General features: G+C 72.3%; 27 protein-coding genes. 14 read left to right on the forward strand and 13 right to left on the reverse strand.

All coding sequences use genetic code 11. The annotated features are described in order from the left end of the window. Positions 1 to 7: 7 nt before the first annotated feature. From I4I81_RS15615 to I4I81_RS15635, 5 genes are all read right to left on the reverse strand, one after another. Complete coding sequence (locus I4I81_RS15615) at positions 8 to 1150, reverse strand: tyrosine-type recombinase/integrase (protein WP_218602311.1); 1143 nt, start codon at positions 1148 to 1150, stop codon at positions 8 to 10. Then, positions 1147 to 1356 carry an excisionase family DNA-binding protein gene (locus tag I4I81_RS15620; protein WP_141277660.1) on the reverse strand — a complete coding sequence of 70 codons (210 nt, stop codon included), beginning with the start codon at positions 1354 to 1356 and terminating at the stop codon, positions 1147 to 1149. The genes I4I81_RS15615 and I4I81_RS15620 overlap by 4 nt, the downstream gene beginning before the upstream one ends. After that, positions 1356 to 2564 carry an FtsK/SpoIIIE domain-containing protein gene (locus I4I81_RS15625; RefSeq protein ID WP_218602310.1) on the reverse strand — a complete coding sequence of 403 codons (1209 nt, stop codon included), beginning with the start codon at positions 2562 to 2564 and terminating at the stop codon, positions 1356 to 1358. Before I4I81_RS15625 ends, I4I81_RS15620 begins: the two co-directional genes overlap by 1 nt. Positions 2565 to 2717: 153 nt before the next feature. Continuing rightward, positions 2718 to 3146, reverse strand: a complete 429-nt coding sequence (locus I4I81_RS15630) for a hypothetical protein (RefSeq protein ID WP_218616133.1) — start codon at positions 3144 to 3146, stop codon at positions 2718 to 2720. Continuing rightward, positions 3146 to 3544 carry a hypothetical protein gene (locus I4I81_RS15635; protein WP_218602308.1) on the reverse strand — a complete coding sequence of 133 codons (399 nt, stop codon included), beginning with the start codon at positions 3542 to 3544 and terminating at the stop codon, positions 3146 to 3148. The genes I4I81_RS15630 and I4I81_RS15635 overlap by 1 nt, the downstream gene beginning before the upstream one ends. A gap of 164 nt (positions 3545 to 3708) precedes the next feature. Here I4I81_RS15635 and I4I81_RS15640 point away from each other — a divergent pair, with 164 nt between their 5' ends. Together I4I81_RS15640 and cutA are read left to right on the forward strand one after the other, a co-directional pair. After that, entirely contained in the window at positions 3709 to 4332 is a 624-nt protein-coding gene (locus I4I81_RS15640; RefSeq protein ID WP_225924603.1) for a helix-turn-helix transcriptional regulator, read from the forward strand. Beyond that, positions 4329 to 4679, forward strand: coding sequence for a divalent-cation tolerance protein CutA (cutA, locus tag I4I81_RS15645; RefSeq protein WP_218602307.1), 351 nt, complete (start codon positions 4329 to 4331; stop codon positions 4677 to 4679). Before I4I81_RS15640 ends, cutA begins: the two co-directional genes overlap by 4 nt. 18 nt (positions 4680 to 4697) lie before the next feature. Here cutA and I4I81_RS15650 read toward each other — a convergent pair whose 3' ends face one another. Then, the gene (locus tag I4I81_RS15650) at positions 4698 to 5042 is read right to left on the reverse strand and encodes a hypothetical protein (protein ID WP_218602306.1); all 345 of its coding nucleotides are present in this window, start codon (positions 5040 to 5042) and stop codon (positions 4698 to 4700) included. 265 nt (positions 5043 to 5307) lie between these two features. Next, on the reverse strand, positions 5308 to 6594 hold the full coding sequence (locus tag I4I81_RS15655) for a rolling circle replication-associated protein (protein WP_218602305.1): 1287 nt from the start codon (positions 6592 to 6594) through the stop codon (positions 5308 to 5310). A 623-nt stretch (positions 6595 to 7217) separates the two neighbouring features. Here I4I81_RS15655 and I4I81_RS15660 point away from each other — a divergent pair. Further along, a complete protein-coding gene (locus tag I4I81_RS15660; RefSeq protein ID WP_372453555.1) occupies positions 7218 to 7421 on the forward strand; it encodes a cold-shock protein in 204 nt (67 codons plus the stop codon). 8 nt (positions 7422 to 7429) lie between these two features. Here I4I81_RS15660 and I4I81_RS15665 read toward each other — a convergent pair whose 3' ends face one another. Continuing rightward, on the reverse strand, positions 7430 to 7723 hold the full coding sequence (locus I4I81_RS15665) for a tyrosine-type recombinase/integrase (protein WP_226363392.1): 294 nt from the start codon (positions 7721 to 7723) through the stop codon (positions 7430 to 7432). 287 nt (positions 7724 to 8010) lie between these two features. On the opposite strand from I4I81_RS15665, the gene I4I81_RS15670 reads away from it, so the two are divergent. The 8 genes from I4I81_RS15670 to I4I81_RS15705 all read left to right on the forward strand — a co-directional run bounded on the left by I4I81_RS15670 (position 8011) and on the right by I4I81_RS15705 (position 15018). Continuing rightward, a complete protein-coding gene (locus I4I81_RS15670) occupies positions 8011 to 8373 on the forward strand; it encodes a nuclear transport factor 2 family protein (protein ID WP_218602302.1) in 363 nt (120 codons plus the stop codon). A 39-nt stretch (positions 8374 to 8412) separates the two neighbouring features. Further along, positions 8413 to 8805 carry a hypothetical protein gene (locus I4I81_RS15675; RefSeq protein WP_218602301.1) on the forward strand — a complete coding sequence of 131 codons (393 nt, stop codon included), beginning with the start codon at positions 8413 to 8415 and terminating at the stop codon, positions 8803 to 8805. A 389-nt stretch (positions 8806 to 9194) separates the two neighbouring features. Next, the gene (gene helR, locus I4I81_RS15680; RefSeq protein WP_218602300.1) at positions 9195 to 11339 is read left to right on the forward strand and encodes an RNA polymerase recycling motor ATPase HelR; all 2145 of its coding nucleotides are present in this window, start codon (positions 9195 to 9197) and stop codon (positions 11337 to 11339) included. Positions 11340 to 11393: 54 nt separating this feature from the next. After that, on the forward strand, positions 11394 to 11882 hold the full coding sequence (locus tag I4I81_RS15685) for a toxin-antitoxin system HicB family antitoxin (RefSeq protein ID WP_218602299.1): 489 nt from the start codon (positions 11394 to 11396) through the stop codon (positions 11880 to 11882). Between the two features lie 50 nt (positions 11883 to 11932). Further along, positions 11933 to 12781, forward strand: coding sequence for a DUF4097 family beta strand repeat-containing protein (locus I4I81_RS15690; RefSeq protein ID WP_218602298.1), 849 nt, complete (start codon positions 11933 to 11935; stop codon positions 12779 to 12781). An 11-nt stretch (positions 12782 to 12792) separates the two neighbouring features. Further along, positions 12793 to 13701: an ATP-binding cassette domain-containing protein gene (locus I4I81_RS15695; RefSeq protein WP_218602297.1), complete on the forward strand. Its 909-nt coding sequence runs from the start codon at positions 12793 to 12795 to the stop codon at positions 13699 to 13701. Further along, entirely contained in the window at positions 13698 to 14495 is a 798-nt protein-coding gene (locus I4I81_RS15700) for an ABC transporter permease (RefSeq protein WP_218602296.1), read from the forward strand. The genes I4I81_RS15695 and I4I81_RS15700 overlap by 4 nt, the downstream gene beginning before the upstream one ends. Positions 14496 to 14553: 58 nt before the next feature. Beyond that, on the forward strand, positions 14554 to 15018 hold the full coding sequence (locus I4I81_RS15705) for a VOC family protein (protein WP_218602295.1): 465 nt from the start codon (positions 14554 to 14556) through the stop codon (positions 15016 to 15018). A 9-nt stretch (positions 15019 to 15027) separates the two neighbouring features. Here I4I81_RS15705 and I4I81_RS15710 read toward each other — a convergent pair whose 3' ends face one another. Then, the gene (locus I4I81_RS15710; RefSeq protein ID WP_218602294.1) at positions 15028 to 15741 is read right to left on the reverse strand and encodes a DUF899 domain-containing protein; all 714 of its coding nucleotides are present in this window, start codon (positions 15739 to 15741) and stop codon (positions 15028 to 15030) included. A gap of 97 nt (positions 15742 to 15838) precedes the next feature. Here I4I81_RS15710 and I4I81_RS15715 point away from each other — a divergent pair, with 97 nt between their 5' ends. Together I4I81_RS15715 and I4I81_RS15720 are read left to right on the forward strand one after the other, a co-directional pair. After that, positions 15839 to 16825: a sigma-70 family RNA polymerase sigma factor gene (locus I4I81_RS15715; protein WP_226363393.1), complete on the forward strand. Its 987-nt coding sequence runs from the start codon at positions 15839 to 15841 to the stop codon at positions 16823 to 16825. A gap of 183 nt (positions 16826 to 17008) precedes the next feature. After that, a complete protein-coding gene (locus tag I4I81_RS15720) occupies positions 17009 to 17230 on the forward strand; it encodes a hypothetical protein (protein ID WP_218602293.1) in 222 nt (73 codons plus the stop codon). A 169-nt stretch (positions 17231 to 17399) separates the two neighbouring features. Here the strand turns inward: I4I81_RS15720 and I4I81_RS15725 are convergent, their stop codons facing one another. After that, positions 17400 to 18212 (reverse strand): Fpg/Nei family DNA glycosylase, encoded by an 813-nt coding sequence (locus I4I81_RS15725; protein ID WP_218602292.1) that lies wholly within the window; start codon positions 18210 to 18212, stop codon positions 17400 to 17402. Further along, a complete protein-coding gene (locus I4I81_RS15730; protein ID WP_218602291.1) occupies positions 18212 to 18682 on the reverse strand; it encodes a ribose-5-phosphate isomerase in 471 nt (156 codons plus the stop codon). The genes I4I81_RS15725 and I4I81_RS15730 overlap by 1 nt, the downstream gene beginning before the upstream one ends. A gap of 16 nt (positions 18683 to 18698) precedes the next feature. Here I4I81_RS15730 and I4I81_RS15735 point away from each other — a divergent pair, with 16 nt between their 5' ends. Next, positions 18699 to 19367, forward strand: coding sequence for a DUF429 domain-containing protein (locus I4I81_RS15735; protein WP_218602290.1), 669 nt, complete (start codon positions 18699 to 18701; stop codon positions 19365 to 19367). Between the two features lie 180 nt (positions 19368 to 19547). Here I4I81_RS15735 and I4I81_RS15740 read toward each other — a convergent pair whose 3' ends face one another. Continuing rightward, complete coding sequence (locus I4I81_RS15740) at positions 19548 to 20123, reverse strand: DUF937 domain-containing protein (RefSeq protein WP_218616134.1); 576 nt, start codon at positions 20121 to 20123, stop codon at positions 19548 to 19550. Between the two features lie 61 nt (positions 20124 to 20184). Beyond that, a complete protein-coding gene (locus I4I81_RS15745) occupies positions 20185 to 21441 on the reverse strand; it encodes an AI-2E family transporter (RefSeq protein ID WP_218616135.1) in 1257 nt (418 codons plus the stop codon). Between the last annotated feature and the right edge of the window lie 115 nt (positions 21442 to 21556).

Consider the following 21556-nt stretch of genomic DNA (forward strand, 5'->3'; position numbering starts at 1 on the left):
ACGCGGGTCATCGGAGTCCGTCCGTGAGCTGGTCGTCGAGCAGGGCGAGCGCGGCGCGCTGGTTGTCCAGCGAGACGTGCGCGTAGACGTTCATCGTCATCTCGATGGCGGAGTGGCCGACGATCTCCATCACCACCCGCGGACTGACGCCGAGCGCCAGCAGCAGGCTCACGCACGTGTGCCGCAGGTCGTGCAGCCGGACGCGACGCAGGCCGTGCCCCACGCACAGCGCGTGGAAGGTGCGGGTGAGCGTGCGCGGTTCGAGCGGCGTGCCCACGGTCGAGGTGAACACGTAGGGCGTGCCCTGCCAGTGCCGGGCGTCTGCCCGCTCTTTGCCCTGGCGCTCCCGGTGGTCGTCGAGGACCTGGACCAGGAAGGGCAGCAGCGGGACGGTCCGGCGGGACCGCTTGGTCTTGGTCGGCAGCTCCTGCAGCGCTCCGCCGGTGCGTTGCAGCCCGCGGGTGATCCGCACCGTGCCCTTGACCAGATCGACGTCCGACCAGTGAAGGCCGCACACCTCCGATCGCCGCAGGCCGAGCAGGAGGACGGTCGCCCACAGCGCGTACAGGCGATGGTCACGGGCCTTGCGCAGGAACTCCCGCGCCTCGTCGACGGTGAACGGCTCGATGGCGGTCACCTTCTCGGGCGTCTCGATGCGCACGCCGCGAGCGACGTTGCGCGTCACGAGGTCCTCGGCGAAGGCGTGTTGCAGCGCGACCCGCAGCGTGGAGTGCACCCACTGCACCATCCGCGGGCTCATCTCCGACCCGCGCATGTCGTCGACCATGATCCGGACGTCCCGGACGGTCAGCCGGCTCAGCTTCTTTGACCCGATGCGGGGCACGAGGTGCAGCCGGACGTTGTTCTCGTAGCCGGCCACGGTCTGCGGGCGGACGCGGTGCGCCATGTGGACCAGCCACTCGGCGAGGAACTGCTCGACCGTCAGCGTCGTCGAGCCGGCCGCCATGCCGTCGTTGTGGCGCTTCTGCAGCTCGGCCAGCTTCGCCATGGCCTCCTTGCGGGTCCGCCCGTAGACGTAGCGCCGCTGCACCTTGTTGCCGACGGTCCGGACGTAGGCGCCGGCGCACCAGCGGCCGTCCTTGCGCAGCCACACGCTGCCCTCGCCGTTGGCGTTCGCCTTCCTCGTCACGCGCTCCTCCGCTCGTCGAGCAGCCGGCGCATGAACGCGTGCACGGCATCCTCGGGCACGCGGCGGAGACGGCCGATCTTGACGGAGTCCAGCTCCCCGCACCGGATGAGGTCGAAGACCTTGCTCCGCCCGATGCGCAGCGCGTCGGCCGCTTCCTCGACGGTGAGGAGCAGGCGCAGCGGCGTGGTCGTGCGCGGTTCGGGCATCAGCTCTCCTTGGTGGCGGTGACGATCGCGTCCCAGTACTCGGAGTAGTCCGGCATCCACGGCGTGCGCAGGCGCCCCGCCTGGCCGGGCGCGTCGTAGAGCGCGACGCCGGGCCGGCCGTTGCGCACGTGGTCCTCGGCGGCCGGGACGGACACGGCCGGGTGCAGCAACCGGACCGCGTCGACGTTGTCGACCGGCAGTGAGACCCGGTAGGCGAACTGGCCGCGCAGCAGGCCGCCGCCGACCTCGTTGGCCTCGGCCCGCTGCGGCAGCATGATCACGCGGATGCCGACCTTGCCCCCCTCGGCCGCGAGCCGGCGCGCGGCGACGGCCAGGCGCTCGCGGAGCTTGCGGTCCGCGCCGGCCATGCCGAGCAGGGCGAGCCATTCCTCGAGGACGACGAACAGCAGGGGCGTACCGGCGTCGAGCGGGAGCACGTCGGCGCGCTGCGGGATGCGGGCCAGCCGGCCGTCCAGTTCGACCACCAGGGCGTCGAGCATCCGGGCGTGTGCGTCGACGTCGGCGCCGAGCGACTGCCACCGGGCGTGCCGCGAGCCGGCGAACGGACGGAGCAGCACCGACGACGGGTCGCAGCCGGCGATGAGCGCGTCCGGCGCGGCCGCGAGCTGCTGCAGGACCGCGTACGACAGCCGCGACTTCCCCGAACCGGTGCGGCCCTGAACGATCAGGTGCACGCGGTCGGCAAAGGAGATCGTCACCGGCTTGCCGAACTCGTCGGCGCCGAGCAGCACGGGCGCGGTCGCCGACGTCCCCGGCGGCCGGTACGGCAGCGGCATCGGGGTCGTCAGCGGGTCGCGGACGAGCAGCGCGACCCGGACCCAGCCGTGCCGGAACGGGGTCACGCGGACCATTGGCACGCCCATGCCCTCGGCGAGGCGGTGAGCCTGGGCGCGGTAGTCGTCGACGACCTGGCCCGGCAGCATCCGGACGACGAGCGTCAGCGGCGGGCCGGCCTCGACCGCGACGAGCTGCGGGACCGACGTGTGCGGGATACGCGCGGCCGTCACGGTGTGGTGGACGAGGTGGGCGCCGTCGACGGTGTCGGTCCACTGCCACCCGAGGTAGCGCGCGTACTCGTCGAGCTCGCGAGCCTCCCGGCGCCGGCGCCACCAGGCGACCGGACCTCGTCCCTGCTCGGGGACCGCGGATCGAGCGACGACGGCGGTCGTGTGCGGTTCCAGGGTCATCGCTCCGCCCCGCTCTCGACCAGCTCCCCGAGCCACACCCAGCCGCCGCAGTCGGGACAGCCGGCCCGCACGAGCGCGGCGAACTCCGTCGCGGTCGTGCGGGCCGGCTCCCACACGTGAGGACAGTCCTGACACACGAGAACGGCCGCGCGCTCAGGCATCGACTCGCTCCGCCCGGTGCCGGGCCAGCGCCCGGAGCCGGGCGAGGGAGAGGCGGTGCGTCTCGCCGTCGAGCGGGAGACTCAGGAAGCACGCCGTGTCGTTGAGGTCCGGGCCGCGCAAGTGCCCCCACACCGTGACGCGCACGCCGCCGACGAGGCCGCTCACCTCCAACCGGATGTAGTCCTGGTGCTCGAAGCCGGCGGCCGACGGTTCGGGGAGGGCTTCCCCCCAGGCAATGAGTGCGTCGACCTGGTCGGCAACGTCGTGCATCGACAGCTGCAACCGCACGGCCACTCCCGTCGGCCCGCGATGCAGCATCTGCACGGCCGCGATGTCGGGCAGGTCGTCCAGCGGCAGCGTCAGCAGCCCGGCGCCGACGTCGGCCATGTTCCGGGCCAGGCCCGGGATGCGGTGCTCCATCACGCCGCCCCCTCGGTCGCGCGCGGCTTGGGCGCCTGGCCGGTCGCCGCGGTGGAACGAAGCGCGCCGGCCCGGTACCAGACCTGGACGCCGGTCACCTGGCCCTCGCGGTTCTTGCGCTCCATCACGCCGACCTCGAAGTCCAGCAGCTCGACCGGCGTGCCGGGGGCGAGCCCCTCCCCCGGGTCCTTCTCGCTCGTGACGCCGACGTTGATCAGCTCACGCTGCGGGCGCCCGAACGCGCGGAACTCCGCCGCGAGCTGGGCGACCCACTTGGGCGTGCCGTCCTTGGCCGTCTCCTGTCGGTAGGGGTCCCCGAACGCCGTCTTCGGCTCGACGCCGAGCAGCAGGACGGAGCTGAACGTGCGGGTCTGGTCGACCTTGAAGTTCTGGATCACGGTTACTGCACTCCTTGACGAGTGAGACGTTCGCGTCCTCGACTGAGGACATCTACGTCCGTAGCGTGGAGGACGTACACGTCCCCTGTCAAGGACAAGTCAGACCTCTAGCTGCGGACGGTAGCGTCCGGCTCGCAGGACACGACCGTCCCCCTGCTCAATGGATGAACAACATGGAGATGAACGAAGTCATCCGGCACCGTCGCAGCGAACTGGGCATGTCCCAGGGCGACCTGGCCGCCAAGGTCGGCGTTGATCGTCGACAGATCCGCCGCTACGAAGCCGGCGAGACGCAGCCGACGCTGTCGGTCGCGAAGACCATCGCCCGCGCTCTCGGCATCACGATCGACGAGCTTGCCGGCGACGAGACCCACCGCATCGACCTCACCGGCGACTGGTGGGCGTGCTGGCAGTCCTGGAAGGACGGCGTGGAGGTGATCAACCCCCACGAGGTCCGGATGAGCCAGCGCGGCGACAATGTCGAGATCGTGGCCGTCACCCGCGGCACCCCGCTCGAAGGCGGGGGCTACACGTGGCAGGGCGAAATGCGCGTGTGGGACAACGAGGTCCTCATGGGCTGGTACGTCGCCAACGAAGCCGCCGTTCGGTCCAAAGGAACGCTGTACTTCAAGCTCCACCAGCACGGCATCAACGCCGTGGGCCGCTGGGTTGGACTCAGCTATGACGGTCCGATCATCAGCGGGTGGAGCGCACTCGCGCAGACCAAGGACGAGGTCGTGGCGCTAATGGACAAGTTGAAGGCGGACGAGAAGGTGAGCGCGTCATGACCGAGCCAGCCCCCGAGCAGCTGGAGTGCGTCGAGGTCGTCATCACGGCCGAGAGCGCCGAGTGGCTTGCCGACTTCACACGTTCGCTCGTCGAGGGTCGACTAGCGGCCTGCGGCCACCACATCGCGCCGATCAGGGCCATCTACCGTTGGCAAGGGGACATGTTCGACGAGAGGCAGGCGCGAGTGGGCCTTCACACCCGCGCCACGCTCGTGCCAGAGATCATTGCTCGTGCTGATCGCGATCACGCAGACGATGTGCCGTGCGTGATCGCGATGCCGATCGTGGGTGGGCACCCGAGATACCTTCAATGGATCTTCGAGGAAACTCGGTCTCCCGGCGATTAGCCGCGGAAGTCCGCTCCCTTACTCGCAGACGAGCTGCCGAATCTGCTTGAGCACATCCTGCGCTTCCGACCCGGCACTCTGCCGAAGTACCTGGTCTCCACCCTCGCTCGGATGGAGCACCGCGTTGATCGTGTCGGCGATCGGAGTCCCCAGCCGGAACAGCCGAACCTCCTCATACTGATAAGTCGGCATCTCCTGTGGAAGGTGCCCCAACCCGTTAGCAGCCAACGCGTCGTGGATGGCCTTACGAACATGCACACCGAGCTTTCCATAGCCGTGCGCATCCCGCAGGACCTCCATCGTCGTGAGGAGAAGCCCTCCGCCCTGCTCAACCTGCTGACGGAGAACGTCGTACCCTGTCATACCTACCTCCTGATCTAGGGCTGATTTAGAACGTGATCTAAGTTATATCTCGCCTTAAATTTCGTCAAGAGCCCGCAGGGCCCTGCCCTGCACCCGGCACCGCTCAGGAGAGGCCGGGCTCTCCCTCACGGCGCACCTGTGGCTATCAGGACCGGTGCCGGGCGCATCGGTCGTTCGTCCAGCGGGGCGCTCCACCGATGCGCCCGACCCCGCTCCTGATCGGGCGTTGCCTGCGCCGCGAGGGAGAGCCAGCTCGGGCACATGGTCATGAAGAACCCGTGGCGAGGTCGGCGAGGTAGCGCGCGAGCTGGGAGGCGAACTCGGAGCCGTCGTTGACGCAGACGAACCCGCGCCCGTGCTTGAACAGCTCCTTCCGCACCGTCGAGCGCCGGTAGGTCACGCGGCCTGTCGTCTGCTCGACTCGCTGCACGCTGATCGTCTTGGTCAGGCCCTTGGCCCGGTACCAGCGCCGCGCGATGCGGCCGGCCGCGATCCCGACCGCCGGTGTCACCTGCCGGATCGCCAGCTCACGGCGCAGGCCGCGGTAGCCCCAGAACCGGCCCACGCTTCCCTCCTCGGTGACGTCGGCGTCGGGGCAGCCGCAGTCCGGGCACTCGTCGCGGTCGGAGTCGTAGCCAGCCCCGCACTCGGTGCACACGCAGACCGTCGTGAGCCACTCGCGCGGCACCTGATGCTGGTACTCCTTGTCCCCGCCGGTGCCGTACTTGGCGAAGTACATCGCCATCCGGCGCGGGTCGGTGAGCTTGATGCCCTGCGCGTAGTCCACCCCGGTACCCGCGAGGAGGTGGCGGCGGCGCTGCTCGGGGTCGGGGTGGCCGACGATGTCGGCCCAGGTGATCGAGAGCCAGCGCCTGAAGTCGACCCGGATCGGCTGGCCGGTGGCCGGGTCGTCGACCAGCGTCGTGCCCATCGGCGGAGTGGTGGACAGGTGGAAGTGCGGGGCGCCCCGGCGCTGGAACTCCTTCTTCCACGGCCCGCGCAACGGCTCACCCCAGGTCCGGGCGTACCGCTTGCACAGCGCCTGGAAGTGCTTGGTGGCCGCGTCTGCGGTCGGGGCGACGGTGAGCCAGTCGCCGGGGTAGGTGAGCGTGAGCATGGCCGGGAGACGGCCGCGCCTGTCCTCGGTGGTGCGGCCGGTGTGGTGGCAGCGGGGGCAGCGGTCGAGCTGCTCGTCGTACTCGTGGCGGCAGCCGGCGCAGACGTGGAAGCGGCCGTAGAGGTAGGTGTAGTCCAGGTCCGAGAGCCGCTCGACCAGGCGGGCGCGGGAACGCCTCGTCCAGGCGGTGATCGTGCCGCGTGTGGGCAGGGGCTCGGGCATGTCGCCCTCCCAGGTGGCCGCGATGTCGACGTGCTTGCGGCGCCGCTCGAGGCCGCGCTCGTGGGTGCGTTCCGCCCGGGCGTAGTCGCGGGTGCGGACGCGGAACACGCCGGGGCTGACGACGATCTCCCAGCGCGGTCCCTCGGTGAGCACGCTCGACTCGCCGACGGCGCCGGCCGCGATGTGCGGGATCAGGTCGGCCGCGTGCTGCACGAGCTCGGCGCTCGGGAACGAGGGGCACCAGAGCGGAGCCGGCTCGACGTCGAGGGCGTTGTCGTCCTCAGAGCGGACAGATATGGCACATGTGACAAGCCCTTGCCGGGCCGCCAGGCTCGGCCTGGCACCGGCCGCGCCCCGGGCGTCGCCCGGCCTGCCCGCCGCTCCTGCCTCCGGCCCGCGGCGGGCGGCCGGCGCCGCCCGGCGCGGCCCGTCGCAGTCGGGCACGGCGGCCCGGAGAGACGTCGTCATGCGCTCTGTCCGAACAGGACGGGCGCAGCGTCGTCGAGGTGCTCCGCGGTGTTCTCGTCCGCCGCCGGGTGCTGACGGGCTGACAGCGATCTGTGACAGCAACGGTCGCGCACGGAGCCGTATCCGGGGCCACTCCCCCGCACATCTTCCGGCTGGTGGCGGACGGTGCCGGACCCCGTGGTCTCGGTTTGGGAGCGAGGGGCCGTGGGTTCAAATCCCGCCACCCCGACGACATCCGACCTGCGGAAACGGGTCGGTGCTACGTCGCCCGATGATCGAGATGTAGCAGTTGCTGTAGCAGTAGCTCCCGCAACCGCGTGGACCGTGGCGGCCTGACCTGCTCTGATCGACGTATGGCAACCGGGGTCGTGAGGTTCTACAAGGCCGAGAAGGGCTGGGGCGCGATCAGCAGCCCGGAGCTGCCCGACGGCCTCGACGCCTTCGTCCACTTCAGCGCCATCGAAGCCGAGGGCTACAGGGCGTTCGAGCAGGGCGACCAGGTCGAGTTCGACTACGAGCCGGCCCAGCAGGACAGCTTCCGGTTCCGCGCGACGCGCGCACGACGCCTCTGACACCTGGCTCATCCCGCCTCCCACTCGATCGCATCGAGCGCCTGGCACATCTCGTCCATGTTGGTGTGTGCGTAGATCGTCATGGTCACGTCGATGTCGGCGTGCCGGGCGATGGCCTGCACGACGTGCGGCGGCGTCCCGAGCGACAGCAACGAGCTGACGACGGTGTGCCGCAGGTCGTGCAGCCGAACGCCAGGAAGGCCGGCGCGGAGACGGAGCTTGTCGAAGTCGCGGTTCAGCGCGCGCGGTTCGAGCGGGTGCCGACCTGCGTGCAGAACACAAGGTCGTGGTCCTGCCAACACTCCCCCGCGGCGGCGGTCGGCATGTAGCAGTTCTGTAGCAACGGGGCGTTGTACGCCACCGTCGGGAGCCGTCTCGCGAGAGTGTCTCCGCAGCTCAGACGACCAGGAGAGCCGGAGCGAGACCGTTCCGGCGTGATTCGGGAGCGAGGGGCCGTGGGTTCGAATCCCGCCACCCCGACCAGGTGAACGGCACGATCGGCGATCTTGCTGGGCGCGGGATCGGCCGGCACGGAGCAACGGGCCTCAACTCTGTTGCCGGGCCGGTACCCCCGCCCGACGATCGACCGATGACCGACGACCCCGACCTCCAGGACGTCATCGACCGCGAGCTGAGGCTGCAGGACCCCGTCGTGCGGCAGGCGCCCGAGTTGGGCGGCCGGCTGCTGGACCCGGATTTCCATGAGTTCGGCGCATCCGGCCGCGTGTGGGACCGCGCATCGATCCTCGCCATGATGGCCGACGACGAGGCTCCCCCACCCGTCACGGACGAGTTGGCCGCGACCCGCCTCGCCGACGACGTCGTCCTCCTCACCTACCGCACCCGACGCCCCGGCCAGACCGCGCTTCGAAGCTCGGTCTGGCGCCGCCACGGCGACGGCCCCTGGCGGGTCTACTTCCACCAGGCCACCGTCCTGCCCCCGGCCGGGTGACATCAGATATCCCGATCGATCCTGTCCAGCGCTTCGCGCATGGTGCCGGATCTCCCCCGCGTCGACGCGCTCCTTGCCCTGCCGGTCCAGATGCTCGACCAGCACCCGCCGCGTGATCTTCGGGAGCAGTACGGTCAGGCGCTTCACCTCCGGGAGCTGCACGCCCTTGCCGACCTCGTAGCGCGGAGTCGGGATCTGCACGAGATCGGCGACGTTGCGCGGCACCAGCTCGTCACGCTCGGCGCTGCTCGGCGCGTTCCGCGGAACGGCGTGGATGAACTGCATCTGACTCCCGGACGGGGCGACGGTGAGCTGGTCGCCGGGGCAGGTCGGCGTGAGCATGGCCGGGATCCGGGGGCAGCCGGCCGCCCGGCCCGGCGGTCCGAAGAGGCGGCCCGGAAGAGCAGTCCCCTGTTCGACGGTGCCCCGTGATCACGAGGTCGACCCGCGTCGAGCTTGACGGGGCGGCAAGGGCCGGCGTCGTGTAGCAGCCGGACCCGCGGTCGATCCCATCCGGCGACGGCCGGAAGTACCGACGCTGCTCATGGACCCCTGCGGACCTCCGCAGACACGTTGCCCTGGATGCGGGAGCCGGGGGCCGTGGGTTCTCCTCCCGCCACCCCGACCAGGTCGCGGGACGGTGCACACGTGTCCCTCGGCATCGGCCCGCACGAGATGACGCGACCCTCGAAATCTCCGGGAAAGTCCACATCGCGATCGGTCTTGACATCGCGTGGACAATGAAAAATCGGCGTGTCCACCATTAACTGGAATGGGAGACCCGCCGAACCTGGATTGAGTTAAACACCGTGGGGGGCTTCGTGTCAACTCTGGGATACGACGAGGAACTGCGCTCCGAGCGAGGCTACGTGGCCGGGCTCTACGCGCGGCTCGACGCCGAGCGTGCGCGGGTGACCGGCATGTACGACGCGGCGCTGCGGGGCCACGAGGGCACGGCGGTCGAGCGGGACGTGGAGGTCCGGGCCGCGGCGAAACAGGTGAAGCGGCTGCGGATCGCGGACAACGGGCTGTGCTTCGGGAGGCTGGACTCCCTGTCCGGCGACCGTTCCTACATCGGCCGGATCGGGCTGTTCGACGCCGACGAGGACTACGAGCCGGTGCTGCTGGACTGGCGGGCACCGGCGGCGCGCGCGTTCTACGTCGCCACCGCCGCGACCCCGGAGGACGTGCGCCGGCGACGGCAGTTCCACTCGCGGGGGCGCACCCTGGTCGAGTTCACCGACGAGGTGCTCGGCCGCCCGGACGGTGCGGCGCGGGGCGACGCCGCGCTGCTCGCGGCGGTCGACGCGCCGCGGGGCGAGGGGATGCGCGACATCGTCGCGACGATCCAGGCCGAGCAGGACGAGATCATCCGGCTCGACCACCCCGGGGTGGTGGTGATCGAGGGTGGACCGGGCACCGGGAAGACGGTGGTGGCGCTGCACCGCGTCGCCTACCTGCTCTACACGCAGCGCGAGCGGATCGAGCGCAACGGCGTGCTCGTCGTCGGGCCCAACCCGGCGTTCCTGACCCACATCAGCCGCGTGCTGCCGTCGCTGGGCGAGTCCGACGTCGTGTTCATGACCACCGGCGACCTCGTGCCCGGTCTGCACGTCACCGCGGAGGACACCCCGGACGCCGCACGGGTCAAGGGATCGCTGCACATGCTCGACGTGCTCGCGGCCGCGGTCGCCGACCGGCAGCGCCGACCGGAGCAGCCGATACCGATCGCCCTGGCCGATGCCGAGGTGCGGATCGACGCCGAGACCGCGGAGTGGGCGATCCAGGAGGCGCGCGCGAGCGGGCTGCCGCACAACGAGGCGCGCACGGTGTTCACCGAGATCGTCACCTACGTGCTCACCGAACGGGCGATCGCCCGGATCGGGCGCGGCTGGCTGACGCGCCGGGACCGCGACGGGTGGGAGCAGCTCCGGAAGGACCTGATCGCCGAGCTCGCCGAGCACGCGGCGTTCCGCACCGCCCTCGACGACCTCTGGCCGATCCTGACGCCGCAGGCCCTGCTCGCGTCGCTGTACACCTCCGGCGAGCACCCGGCGTTGACGCGTGCCGACGGCGACGCCTGGACGGTGTCGGACGTGCCGCTGCTCGACGAGCTGGTCGACCTGCTGGGCCGGGACCCGGAGGCCGACGCCGCGGCCGCGCAGACCGCCGAGCAGGAACGGCGGGCCGAGGCGGAGTACGCGGCGGGGACGCTGCAGGTGCTCGCGCTCGACCGCGAGGAGCTCGACGAGGATCTCGGGGTGCGCATCGAGGACCTCACCCACTCCGAGGTGCTGGCCGAACGGTTCGTCGAGGTGGACACCCGCGAGCTCGTCGAGCGCGCCGCGGCGGACCGGGACTGGACGTACCGGCACGTCGTCGTCGACGAGGCCCAGGAGCTCTCGGAGATGGACTGGCGCGTGCTCATGCGGCACTGCCCGAGCCGGTCGTTCACGGTGGTCGGCGACCTCGCGCAGCGCCGGTCGGCGGCCGGGGCGACGTCGTGGGGCTCGATGCTGGACCGCTACGTGCCCGACCGCTGGGCCTACCGGTCGCTGACGGTCAACTACCGCACCCCGGCGGAGATCATGGCGGTCGCCGCGGCCCTGCTCGCGGAGTTCGCGCCGGGGGTCCGGCCGCCGGAGTCGGTCCGGGCGTGCGGGGTGGCGCCGTGGTCCCGGAGGGTCACCGCGGACGAACTGCCCGCCGCCGTCGAGGCGTTCGTGCGGGACGAGGCCGGGCGCGAGGGCACCAGCGTCGTGATCGGGACGGGGGGCGTGCCGGCGTCGGAGACGAAGGGCCTCGAGTTCGACGCCGTCCTGGTCGTGGAGCCGGAGCGGATCCTCGCCGAGGGGCCGCAGGGGGCGGCCGATCTCTACGTCGCCCTGACCCGCGCCACCCAGCGCCTCGGCGTCCTGCACCGGGAGCCGCTGCCACCGGCCCTGGTCGGGCTGACCGAAGCATGACCCGCCCACACCATGGTATTGCCACTGGCGCCATAATGGTGTCACTATGGCGTCATGGACCTGACGCCCTATGTCGACGGCCTCCGGCGCGAACTGGCGGTGGCCGCCGAGGCGGGTGGTGACGACGCCCGTGCGCTCGCCGAACGACTGACCGCCGCACTGGCGCCGGCGGTTCGACTGACTCTGCTCGATGCCCTGTCCGCGGCCGCCGCCGAGATCACCCGCGACCTCGCCCCCGGCTCGGTCGACCTCCGGCTGCGGGGGCGGGAGCCGTCGTTCGTCGTCGCCACTCCGGATGGCGCCGCGGTGGCGCCAGAGATGGCGCCACCGGAACCGGCGGCGGCCGACCCCGTCGACGACGGCACCACCGCCCGGATCAACTTCCGCCTGCCCGAGCACCTGAAGGTCCGCATCGAGGCGGCGGCCGCGGCCGAGGGGCTGTCGGTGAACGCGTGGCTCGTCCGGGCCGCGGGCGCCGCCGTCGAGCCCGACCGTCGCCACACCCAGCGCGGTGGCCGGCGCTACACCGGCTGGGTCCGGTAACACCCCCACCAGCAGAAACGTCTCGTCCGACACCCTTGGAGGGCACAGCCATGCCCGTTTTCGACACCCCGAAGCCGATCACCGTCAGCCTCGACCTCCCGGCCGCGGAGGTCCGGATCACCGCGAGCGAACGCACCGACACCGTCGTGGACATCCGCCCGAGCAGGCCGTCCGACGCCGTCGCCGCCGAGGCCGCCGACGGCGCCCACATCGCGTTCGCCGACGGCATGCTGACGGTGACCGTGCCCCCGCAGCGCCGCCGCGGGCTGCTCGACATGCTCCGCAGCGGCGTCGTCGAGGTCACGATCGACCTCCCGGAGGACTCGGACGTGCGCGGCGTCGTCGCGGGCGGCCTCCACGCCTCCGGGAGGCTCGGCGACTGCCGGCTGCGCACCGACTGGGGCGGTATCCGGCTCGCCGAGACCGCCGCACTGCACCTCACGGCGTCCAGCGGGGAGATCGACGTGGACCGCACCGGCGGCCCGACCGAGATCACCTCCCAGGACGGGGACATCCGGGTCGGGCGTGTCGAGGGCAGCGCCACCGTCCGCAACACCAACGGCGAGATCACCGTCGGCGAGGTCACCGGGCACCTGCGGCTGATCGGCGTCAACGGCGAGATCGAGGTGGAGCGCGCACTCGGCGACATCGAGGCCCGCACCGCCCACGGCGGCATCCGGATCGGCGAGGTCGTGCGCGGCACCGTGTCGCTGACGACGGCCTACGGCGAGCTGGACCTCGGCATCCGACGCGGCACCGCCGCCTGGCTCGACCTCGACTCGGCCGCGGGCGAGGTGCACAACGACCTCGACGCCGCCGACGGCCCCGGCACGTCCGACGAGACCGTCGAGGTGCGCGCCCGCACCTCCGGCGGCGACATCCACATCCACCGGTCCTGAAGGGGACGACCATGACCATCCACGTGCGCGGCCTGCGCAAGTCCTACGGCGAGCACGTCGTGCTCGACGGCCTCGACCTCGACGTCGCCCGCGGCTCCGTCTACGCCCTGCTCGGGCCGAACGGCGCGGGCAAGACGACGACCGTGCAGATCCTGTCGACGCTGGTCGCCGCCGACGCGGGGCAGGTGCTCGTCGGCGGCCACGACCTGCACGGCGACCCGGCCGCGGTGCGCGGGGTGATCGGCGTGACCGGCCAGTTCTCCGCGGTCGACGCCCTGCTCACCGGCCGGGAGAACCTCGTCCTGATGGCCGACCTGCACCACCTCGGGCGCGCCGAGGGGCGGCGGCGGGCCGACGAGCTGCTGGAGCGCTTCGACCTCGCCGACGCCGGGGGCGACTCCCCCGGCACCTACTCCGGCGGCATGCGGCGGCGCCTCGACCTGGCGATGACGCTCGTCGGCGACCCGCAGGTGATCTTCCTCGACGAGCCGACGACCGGGCTCGACCCCCGCAGCCGCCGCACCATGTGGGGCATCGTCCGCGACCTGGTGGCGGGCGGCGTCACCGTCCTGCTCACCACGCAGTACCTGGAGGAGGCCGACGCGCTCGCCGACCGGATCGGCGTCCTCGACGGCGGCCGCCTCGTCGCCGAGGGCACCGCGGAGGAGCTCAAGCGGCGCATCCCGGGCGGGCACGTGCGGCTGCGCTTCGCCGACGCCGACGCACTGGGGCGGGCCGCGCTCGTCGTCGACGGGGCCCGCGACGACGACGCGCTCACCCTCGACGTGCCCGGCGACGGCGACGTCCGCTCGTTGCGCGCCCTGCTCGACCGGCTCGACCCCGACGCCGTGGCCGGCCTGACCGTGCACACCCCCGACCTCGACGACGTCTTCCTCGCCCTCACCGGGAGCAACCGATGATCACCGATTCCCTGACCATGCTGCGCCGCGACGTCACGCACTCGGTGCGCAACCCGATGATCACCGTCAGCAGCATGCTGGTGCCGGTCTTCTTCATGCTGATCTTCGTCGGCGTCTTCGGCGGGGCGCTGGGCACCGCGATCCCCGGGGGCGGTTCCTACGTCGACTACCTCGCCCCCGGCATCCTCGTCATGGCGGTCGCGTCCGGCATCGGCAGCACGGCCGTCGGCGTCAGCATGGACATGACCGAGGGCGTGATCGACCGGTTCCGCACGATGGCGATCGCACGGTCCGCCGTGCTCAACGGCACCGCCGTGGGCGCCGTGCTGCGCACCGTCGTCAGCGTGCTGCTGACGCTCGCGCTCGCCGTCGCACTGGGCTTCCGGCCGACCGCCGGCCTGCTGGGGTGGATCGGCGCGCTGGGCCTCGTGGTCCTGCTCGCCGTGGCGACGACCTGGCTCGGTGTGGCGTTCGGGCTCGTCGCGGGCAGCCCGGCGGGGGCCAACGGCTTCGCGCAGATCGGGCTCGTCCTCCCGGTCCTGTCGAGTGCGTTCGTGCCGGCCGACGCCGTACCCGCCGCCGTGCGGTGGTTCGTGCGGTACCAGCCGTTCACGCCGATCAACGAGACGCTGCGCGGGCTGTTCTTCGGCACACCCGACGCCGGCACCGCCCTCGTCGCCGTGGCGTGGTGCGTCGGGATCGCGCTCGCCGCCTGCGTCTGGTCGACGCGGGTGTTCCGACGGGAGCCGGGCCGGGCGAGCGGGCGCACCGCCGCGCAGATCATGAGCAGCTGAACGATGAGTGCGGGGCACGGCCGGCGTCCTACCCGCACATCCACCCCGAGGAGGAGCCGTGCCCACCACCACCCCCTGCCTGTGGTTCGACGTCGGCGTCGCCGAGCAGGCCGCCGAGTTCTACGTCTCGGTGTTCCCGAACTCGGCCGTCGGCGCCGTCACCCGCCACCCCGACGGTGGGGTGCTGACCGTCGAGTTCACCCTCGACGGGCAGCCCTACGTCGGGCTGAACGGGGGCGACCAGTTCCGGTTCACCGAGGCGGTCTCGCTCCAGATCCGGTGCACGGGCCAGGAGGAGGTCGACCACTACTGGGACGCGCTGTCCGACGGCGGGGAGGAGGGCCCGTGCGGGTGGCTCAAGGACCGGTTCGGACTGTCCTGGCAGGTCACGCCCGTGGAGCTGCTGGCGCTGATCGCCGACCCCGACCCGGCCCGTGCCGCCCGCGTGCTGCAGGCGATGTACACGATGCGCCGGCTCGACGTCGCGGAGCTGCTGCGCGCGGCCGACGCTGCACCTGCCTGACCCCGCCGGTCAGCTCGCGAAGTCCGGATGGTTGGCCCGGACGTCGGCGGAGCGGTCCTTCGGCTCCTCCCAGTCCTCCTGGCGGCCGAGCGCCGTGAGGTCGAGGAAGTAGTAGGACCCGCCCGTCGACTCCGCGCCGCGCGCGTACTGCGAGTAGGTGTGGAAGACCCGCTCGCCGTCGCGCAGGAAGCAGCTCAGGCCGGGCAGCTCGAGCGGCCACTCGTCGGACTCCAGCTCCCGGAAGTTGTAGACGGGCGGGGCGACTGCGGGGTCGAGTGTGACGCCGAAGTCGTGGTTGAACGTGGTGCCGTACGAGGAGTACCAGGGGAACGTCCACCCCTTCCTCGCCCTGTACGCCTCGATCTTCTCCAGCGGCGCCCGGGAGACCTGCACGAGCGTGGTGTCGCGGGTGTGCAGGTGGTCGAACAGGCCGTCGGACATCTCGTCGGCGCCCGCCGAGCAGCTCGGGCAGCCCTCGTCCCACTCGGGCGGGAACATGAAGTGGCCGACCATCAGCTGGCGGCGACCCTCGAACAGGTCGAGCAGGCCGACCTCGCCGTCCGGGCCGTCGAAGCGGTAGTCCGCGGTGATCTCGACCATCGGCAGCCTGCGGCGGTCGGCGTTGACGGCGTCGCGGGCACGGGTCAGCTCCTTCTCGCGCTCCAGCAGGGCGGTGCGGGCGGCGACCCACTCCTCGCGGGTGGCGATCTCGGGCAGTGCCATCGTGGTTCCTCTCGTCGTGGGTTCACGGGTATGACCGGCCGGGGGGGCGGAAAATCATCGGCGCATCCTGTCGGGGGGCGGCGGTAGGGTCGCCGTCGTGACGACCACCACCCCCAGTGACCTGCGGCCCGAGGAGATGGAGCAGTACCGCCGGGAACTCACCGGCTACTGCTACCGGATGCTCGGATCCTCCTTCGAGGCCGACGACGCCGTCCAGGAGACGATGATCCGCGCCTGGAAGAAGGCCGACGGGTTCGAGGGCCGCTCGGCGGTACGCTCCTGGCTCTACCGGATCGCCACCAACGTCTGCCTCGACATGCTGCGCAGCCAGAAGCGCCGGGCCCGCCCGGTCGACCTGGGGCCGGCGTCACGGGTCGAGTCCTTCTCCGACGCCACCCGGCCGGAGTACGAGTGGGTCGGACCGATGCCCGACGACCGCGTGCTGCCCGCCACGGCCGACCCCGCGGAGCTCACCGCGGCGAAGGAGAGCATCCGGCTGGCGTTCGTCGCCGCGCTGCAGCACCTCCCCGCGAAACAGCGGTCGGTGCTGATCCTGCGCGAGGTACTGGCCTGGCAGGCCAGCGAGGTCGCGGAGCTCCTGGAGACGTCGGTGGCGTCGGTCAACAGCGCGCTGCAGCGGGCGCGCGCCACCCTCGCCGCCCGCGACGTCGAGCAGGCGGCCCCCGTCACCGCCGACCAGCAGGCCCTGCTCTCGCGCTACGTCACCGCGTTCGAGAGCTACGACGTGCAGGGGCTGGTCGCACTGCTGCACGAGGACGCCGTGCTCTCCATGCCGCCCTTCGAGCTGTGGATCCAGGGCCGCGACGAGATGGCGAAGTGGTTCGTCGGACCGGGCTCGGGCTGCGAGGGCTCGCGCCTGCTCCCGATCACGGGCAACGGGCTGCACGGGTTCGGCTCCTACCGGCCCGACGGCGGCGGCGGACACGACCCGTGGGGCATCCAGCTGCTGGAGTTCCGGGGAGCCCTGATCGCCGCCCAGCACAGCTTCATCGACCCGAAGCTGTTCCCGCAGTTCGGCCTGCCGATGCACCTGGACCCGGGGCAGGTGTGGCCTCCCGCCTGATCACCCCCGGGTGACGGGTGCGGGCGCGCCGCAGGGCCGATCCGGTGAGGCGGTCCGCCCAACGGGTGAACACCGGCGGCAGGTGCTGCGACCATCGGCTGGTCCCGGCCGGAGGGTCGAACCGAACCGCCCCGGGCGCACGGACGTCGACGACCGGAGTCGGGTACAGCTCAGGGAGTCGGCATGGCGAAAGATCTGTTCACCGAGTGCGCGGCGCAGCTCGCCGTCTCACCCGACCTGGTCGCCCAACTGCTCGCCGAGCACTCCCCCGGCGTCGACGGCTGGTGCCGCGGCCACAGCGCCCACCGCGAGCGCTTCCCGTGCTCGATCCGCCGGCTGGCCGAGCTGGCCGCGACGGGAGGGACCCCGGTACAGGGGGTGCCCGCGAAGGCGGTGCCCGCGTAGGCGGATCCGGGCCGGGCGCCGCGGTAACGAAGCGATCATCGGCACCGAGTCCACGCACGGGGCCCCGGACCGCGTATCCGCGTCCGGCCCCCGGCCGGTGACGGCCCCCCTCTCGTCACCGGCCCGGGCCTGCGCCGTCCGTGCCCGGACGGCGCGGGCCCGTTCCCTCTCACGCCGCGGGCTGGCAGGTGGGGCACCAGAACAGGTTGCGCGCCAGATGCTTCTCGTGCGCGATCGGCGTGCCGCAGACCAGGCAGGGCCGACCGGTGCGGCGGTAGGTGTAGACCCGGCGCGCGCACAGGGCGCCGCGGTCGGGTGCGTCGAGCATCCGCGGGTCGTCCTCGGGTCGCAACGTCTCGATCTTCCCGCGTCTCACGCCGTCCCGGAGCATGTCGACGAGGTCGTCCCACAGCGCGTCCCAGGTGGGGCGGCCGAGCGCCTTCCCCGGCAGCAGCGGGTCGAGGCCGAGCCGGAACAGTGCCTCGGCCCGGTAGACGTTGCCGACACCGGCGATGACGCTCTGGTCCATGAGCAGGGTGGCCAGCGGCGCGCGGGAGCGGGAGATGCGGGCCCACGCACGGTCCGGGTCGGCGTCGGAGCGCAGGGGGTCGGCGCCGAGGCGGGCGTGCACGGCGTCGGCCTCGTGGTCGGTGATCAGCTCGCAGGTGGTGGGACCGCGCAGGTCGCCGTAGTGCGTGGGCCCGACGATCCGCATGCGGACGAGCCCGCGCGGGGCGTCGGCGGGCACCTTGACGTCGCTGAACTTCCCGTACAGCCCGAGGTGGACGTGCACGACGAGATCCGGGCCGTAATGGTGGAACAGGTGCTTGCCGTGGGCCTCGGTGCGCTCCAGCGTCCGACCGTCGACGATCTCGGCGTTGGTGGCGAAGCGGCCCTGCGGGCTGCTGACCTCGACCTCGTGGCCCACCCAGCGCCGCTTGTGGGTCCGGGCCAGTCGGTGGAGCGTGTGGCCTTCCGGCATTACTCGGGCACGCCGGGTGACTCGCCCGTGCTCTCGTAGGTGGTGAGCATGTCGATGCGCCGCTGGTGGCGCGGGTTCTCGGAGAATCCGGTGGTCAGGAACGTCTCCACGATGGAGAGCGACTGCTCCAGGATGTGCATCCGCGCGCCGATCGCGACGACCTGCGCGTCGTTGTGCTCGCGGGCCAGGCGCGCGGTCTCGTCGTTGTAGGCCAGGGCCGCGCGGCAGCCGGGCACCTTGTTGGCGGCGATCTGCTCACCGTTGCCCGACCCGCCGATGACGACGCCGAGACTCTCGGGGTCCGCCACCGTCTGCAGGGCCGTCTCGATGCAGAACGGCGGGTAGTCGTCGTCGGGGTCGTAGGCGAACGGGCCGATGTCGATCGGCTCGAGGCCCAGCGTGCTCAGGTGCTCGATGAGCTTGCCCTTGAGCTCGAAGCCGGCATGGTCGGAACCGAGGTAGACGCGCACGGAATGATCCTGCCCCATGAGCGCGGTGGCCGGGGTGGACGGGGTTCCCGGCGGGTGGGTGGTGGCCCGCGTCGAGGCCGGGGACGTCGGCTGGTCGGTGTGCGCGGACGCCGCCGCGGTGCTGGCCGTGACGGCGGGGTGCGCCGCGGTGGGGGTCGACATCCCGCTCGGGCTGCCGGTGGGCGGTGCCCCTCGCGCGTGCGACGTCGAGACGGCCCGCGCGCTGGGCCGCGCCCGGTCCTCGGTGTTCCCGGCCCCACCGCGGGAGGTGCTGGCCGCCGGCACCCACGGCGATGCGTGCGCCGTGGCCCGCCGGCTCACCGGCCGCGCGATCAGCCTGCAGAGCTTCCACATCGGCCCGAAGATCCTCGACTGGGACGCGCTGCCCGACCGTCCGGCGCACGTCGTCGAGGTGCACCCGGAGCTGGCCCTGCGCCGGCTCGCGCCGGACGTCGGGTTCGCGTCGAAGAAGACCGCGCGCGGCGCCGGGCAGCGGCTCGCCGCCCTGAGCCGCTGGCTCGACGTCCCCGCGGCGCTGGCCGACCTCCCCGCCGGCGCACGCCTGGACGACGTGCTCGACGCGCTGGCCGCGGCGTGGTCGGCTCGGCGGTTCGCGGACGGTGTGGCGGAGCTGCTGGGCGCGGAGACCGACGACCGGGGCCGCGCGATGTTCGTGGCGCTGTAGCCCGGGAGGCCGGCCCGCGCACCGCGGCCGCTCGCGCCCCGCCCAGGACCCGGTCGCGGGTCGCAGTGGTGTGGCTCTGCTGCAACCCGGTTGGAGTGGAGCCACCCCACTGCAACGCGGGGGCGGGGGCGGGGCGGGGGCGGGGCGGGGCGGGGCGGGGCGGGGGGGGGGCGGGGGGGACTACTTGCGGCCGCCGCCGAGGAGGCCGCCGAGGAGGTCACCGATGTCGGGGGCGCCGCCGGAGCCGCCGCCGGACAGCACGCCGCCGAGGATGCCGCCCAGCACGTCGCCGATGCCGCCACCGCCCGCGGGGGCCTGCGGGGTCGGGGCGGGGGCCGTCGCGGCGCCGCCGGTCAGCTTCGAGGCCAGCCACGACATGACGATCGGGGCGAGGATCGGGAGCAGCTGGGCGATGAGGTCCTGGCCCACCTTGCCACCGAGCGCACCGGTGCTGCCGAGCTGCTGCACGACCTGGCCGCGGTTCGCGCCGAACACGTGGCCGACGATCTTGTCGCCGTCGGCGGTGTCGACCTGACCGAGGTCGACGCCGCCCGCGGCGAGCCCGGTGTCGTGCTGCTGCACGGCGTTCGCGAACGACGACGCGCCGCCCGGGTCGTCGGTGTTGGCCTGGATGCCGCCCAGCAGCGCGGGCAGCGCCTGCCGCGTGGCGGCCTCGGCGGTCTTCTCGTCCACCCCGAGCCGGCCGGCCAGCTGGCTCATCGGGATCTGCGACAGGATCTCGTCCACAGGACTCATGACATGCGCCTTTCGCGCGGGGCCACCCCTGTGGGCGGCGACGCGCCGAGCCTAGCGGTGATCAAATCCGCTTCTCCGCGACCTCACCGGGGTCGTCGTCCGGGCCGCGACCGGGCTCGGGGTCGGCGTCCTCGGCCGCCTCGTCCTCCGGTGGCGTCGGACCGTCGGTGTAGGTGGCCGGGCCCGGGTCCGGCACGGCCGCGTCCGGGGTGCCCACCACGCCCGTGCGCTCGTCGATCCGCTCCCCCAGGTACCGCACGAGCACCGCCGCCGCGGCGACGACGGGCACCGCGAGGAAGGCACCCGCGATCCCGTAGAGCGTGCTGCCGCCGGTGACCGCGAGCAGCACCACGGCGGAGTGCAGCCCGAGGCTGCGCGACTGCAGGATCGGCTGCAGCACGTTGCCCTCGATCTGCTGCACCGCGACGATGATCACCAGCACGATGACGGCGGTGGTGAACCCGTTGCTCACCAATGCGACCAGCACGCCCAGCGCGCCCGCGACGATCGCCCCGACGATCGGGACGAACCCGGCGAGGAACGTGAGCACGGCCAGCGGGAGCGCGAGCGGGACGCCGAGGATCAGGAGCCCCGCGCCGATCAGGACCGAGTCGACGAGGCTGACGATCGCCTGCGTGCGGATGAAGTCGCCGAGGGTCTTCCAGATGCGTCGGAACACCTCGGCGAGGTGCCCGCCCGCGCCGTCCCCCGCGACCGTCCGCACCCACGGCAGGAACCGCGGCCCGTCTTTGACGAACAGGAACGCGAGCACCAGCGTCAGCAGGGCCGTGACGACGCCCGACGCGACGCCCCCGACGCCGGTGACCACGCTGCTCGCGATCGTCGACACGCTCTGCTGGAGCTGCGCGGTGGCCTGCTGGATGTAGTCGTCGAGCTGGCTCTGGCCGAGGTTGAGCGGAGGCCCGGAGAGCCAGTCGCGGATGGCCTGGATGCCGGTGGAGGCGCTGGACGCGATCTGCCCGATGCTCCCGGACACCGAGGTGCTGATCAGCGTGAGCAGCCCGGCCAGCACGACGATGCCGCCGAGCAGGACCGTGCCCGCCGCGAGAGCGGGCGGGAAGCGATGCGCGCGCAGCCACGCCGTGGGCGGCCACAGCACCGTCGCCAGGATCACGGCGAGCAGCGTCGGCAGCACCACCGACCACAGCGCGCCGATCAGCACCCAGAGCACCACCGCCCCGGCCGAGACCAGGATGAGCCGCAGGCTCCACCGGGCCGTCCAGCTCACGCCGTCACCGATGGCGGTCCCCCGGCCCCGGTTGGCGCCCTCGCTCGTCGTCCCCTGGCCCGTCGTCACCGCGCAAGGTTGTCAGAGATCGTCCGGTCGTGGCGGACGGAGGGCTTGACCTCCAGTCCGGTTCAGCTCCTAGCGTCCGTTCCGGAAAGTGTCGGTGCCCACCGCCACACTGCAG

The sequence above is a fragment of the Pseudonocardia abyssalis genome (assembly GCF_019263705.2).
GTDB lineage: Bacteria > Actinomycetota > Actinomycetes > Mycobacteriales > Pseudonocardiaceae > Pseudonocardia > Pseudonocardia abyssalis.

Coding starts and splice junctions, on each gene's coding strand:
- I4I81_RS15620 (WP_141277660.1), bottom strand. CDS start 1,356: ATGCCCGAACCGCGCACGACCACGCCGCTGCGCCTGCTCCTCACCGTC.
- I4I81_RS15625 (WP_218602310.1), bottom strand. CDS start 2,564: ATGACCCTGGAACCGCACACGACCGCCGTCGTCGCTCGATCCGCGGTC.
- I4I81_RS15630 (WP_218616133.1), bottom strand. CDS start 3,146: ATGGAGCACCGCATCCCGGGCCTGGCCCGGAACATGGCCGACGTCGGC.
- I4I81_RS15640 (WP_225924603.1), top strand. CDS start 3,709: ATGAACAACATGGAGATGAACGAAGTCATCCGGCACCGTCGCAGCGAA.
- cutA (WP_218602307.1), top strand. CDS start 4,329: ATGACCGAGCCAGCCCCCGAGCAGCTGGAGTGCGTCGAGGTCGTCATC.
- I4I81_RS15650 (WP_218602306.1), bottom strand. CDS start 5,042: ATGACAGGGTACGACGTTCTCCGTCAGCAGGTTGAGCAGGGCGGAGGG.
- I4I81_RS15670 (WP_218602302.1), top strand. CDS start 8,011: ATGACCGACGACCCCGACCTCCAGGACGTCATCGACCGCGAGCTGAGG.
- I4I81_RS15675 (WP_218602301.1), top strand. CDS start 8,413: ATGGTGCCGGATCTCCCCCGCGTCGACGCGCTCCTTGCCCTGCCGGTC.
- I4I81_RS15685 (WP_218602299.1), top strand. CDS start 11,394: ATGGACCTGACGCCCTATGTCGACGGCCTCCGGCGCGAACTGGCGGTG.
- I4I81_RS15690 (WP_218602298.1), top strand. CDS start 11,933: ATGCCCGTTTTCGACACCCCGAAGCCGATCACCGTCAGCCTCGACCTC.
- I4I81_RS15695 (WP_218602297.1), top strand. CDS start 12,793: ATGACCATCCACGTGCGCGGCCTGCGCAAGTCCTACGGCGAGCACGTC.
- I4I81_RS15700 (WP_218602296.1), top strand. CDS start 13,698: ATGATCACCGATTCCCTGACCATGCTGCGCCGCGACGTCACGCACTCG.
- I4I81_RS15710 (WP_218602294.1), bottom strand. CDS start 15,741: ATGGCACTGCCCGAGATCGCCACCCGCGAGGAGTGGGTCGCCGCCCGC.
- I4I81_RS15720 (WP_218602293.1), top strand. CDS start 17,009: ATGGCGAAAGATCTGTTCACCGAGTGCGCGGCGCAGCTCGCCGTCTCA.
- I4I81_RS15725 (WP_218602292.1), bottom strand. CDS start 18,212: ATGCCGGAAGGCCACACGCTCCACCGACTGGCCCGGACCCACAAGCGG.
- I4I81_RS15735 (WP_218602290.1), top strand. CDS start 18,699: ATGAGCGCGGTGGCCGGGGTGGACGGGGTTCCCGGCGGGTGGGTGGTG.
- I4I81_RS15740 (WP_218616134.1), bottom strand. CDS start 20,123: ATGAGTCCTGTGGACGAGATCCTGTCGCAGATCCCGATGAGCCAGCTG.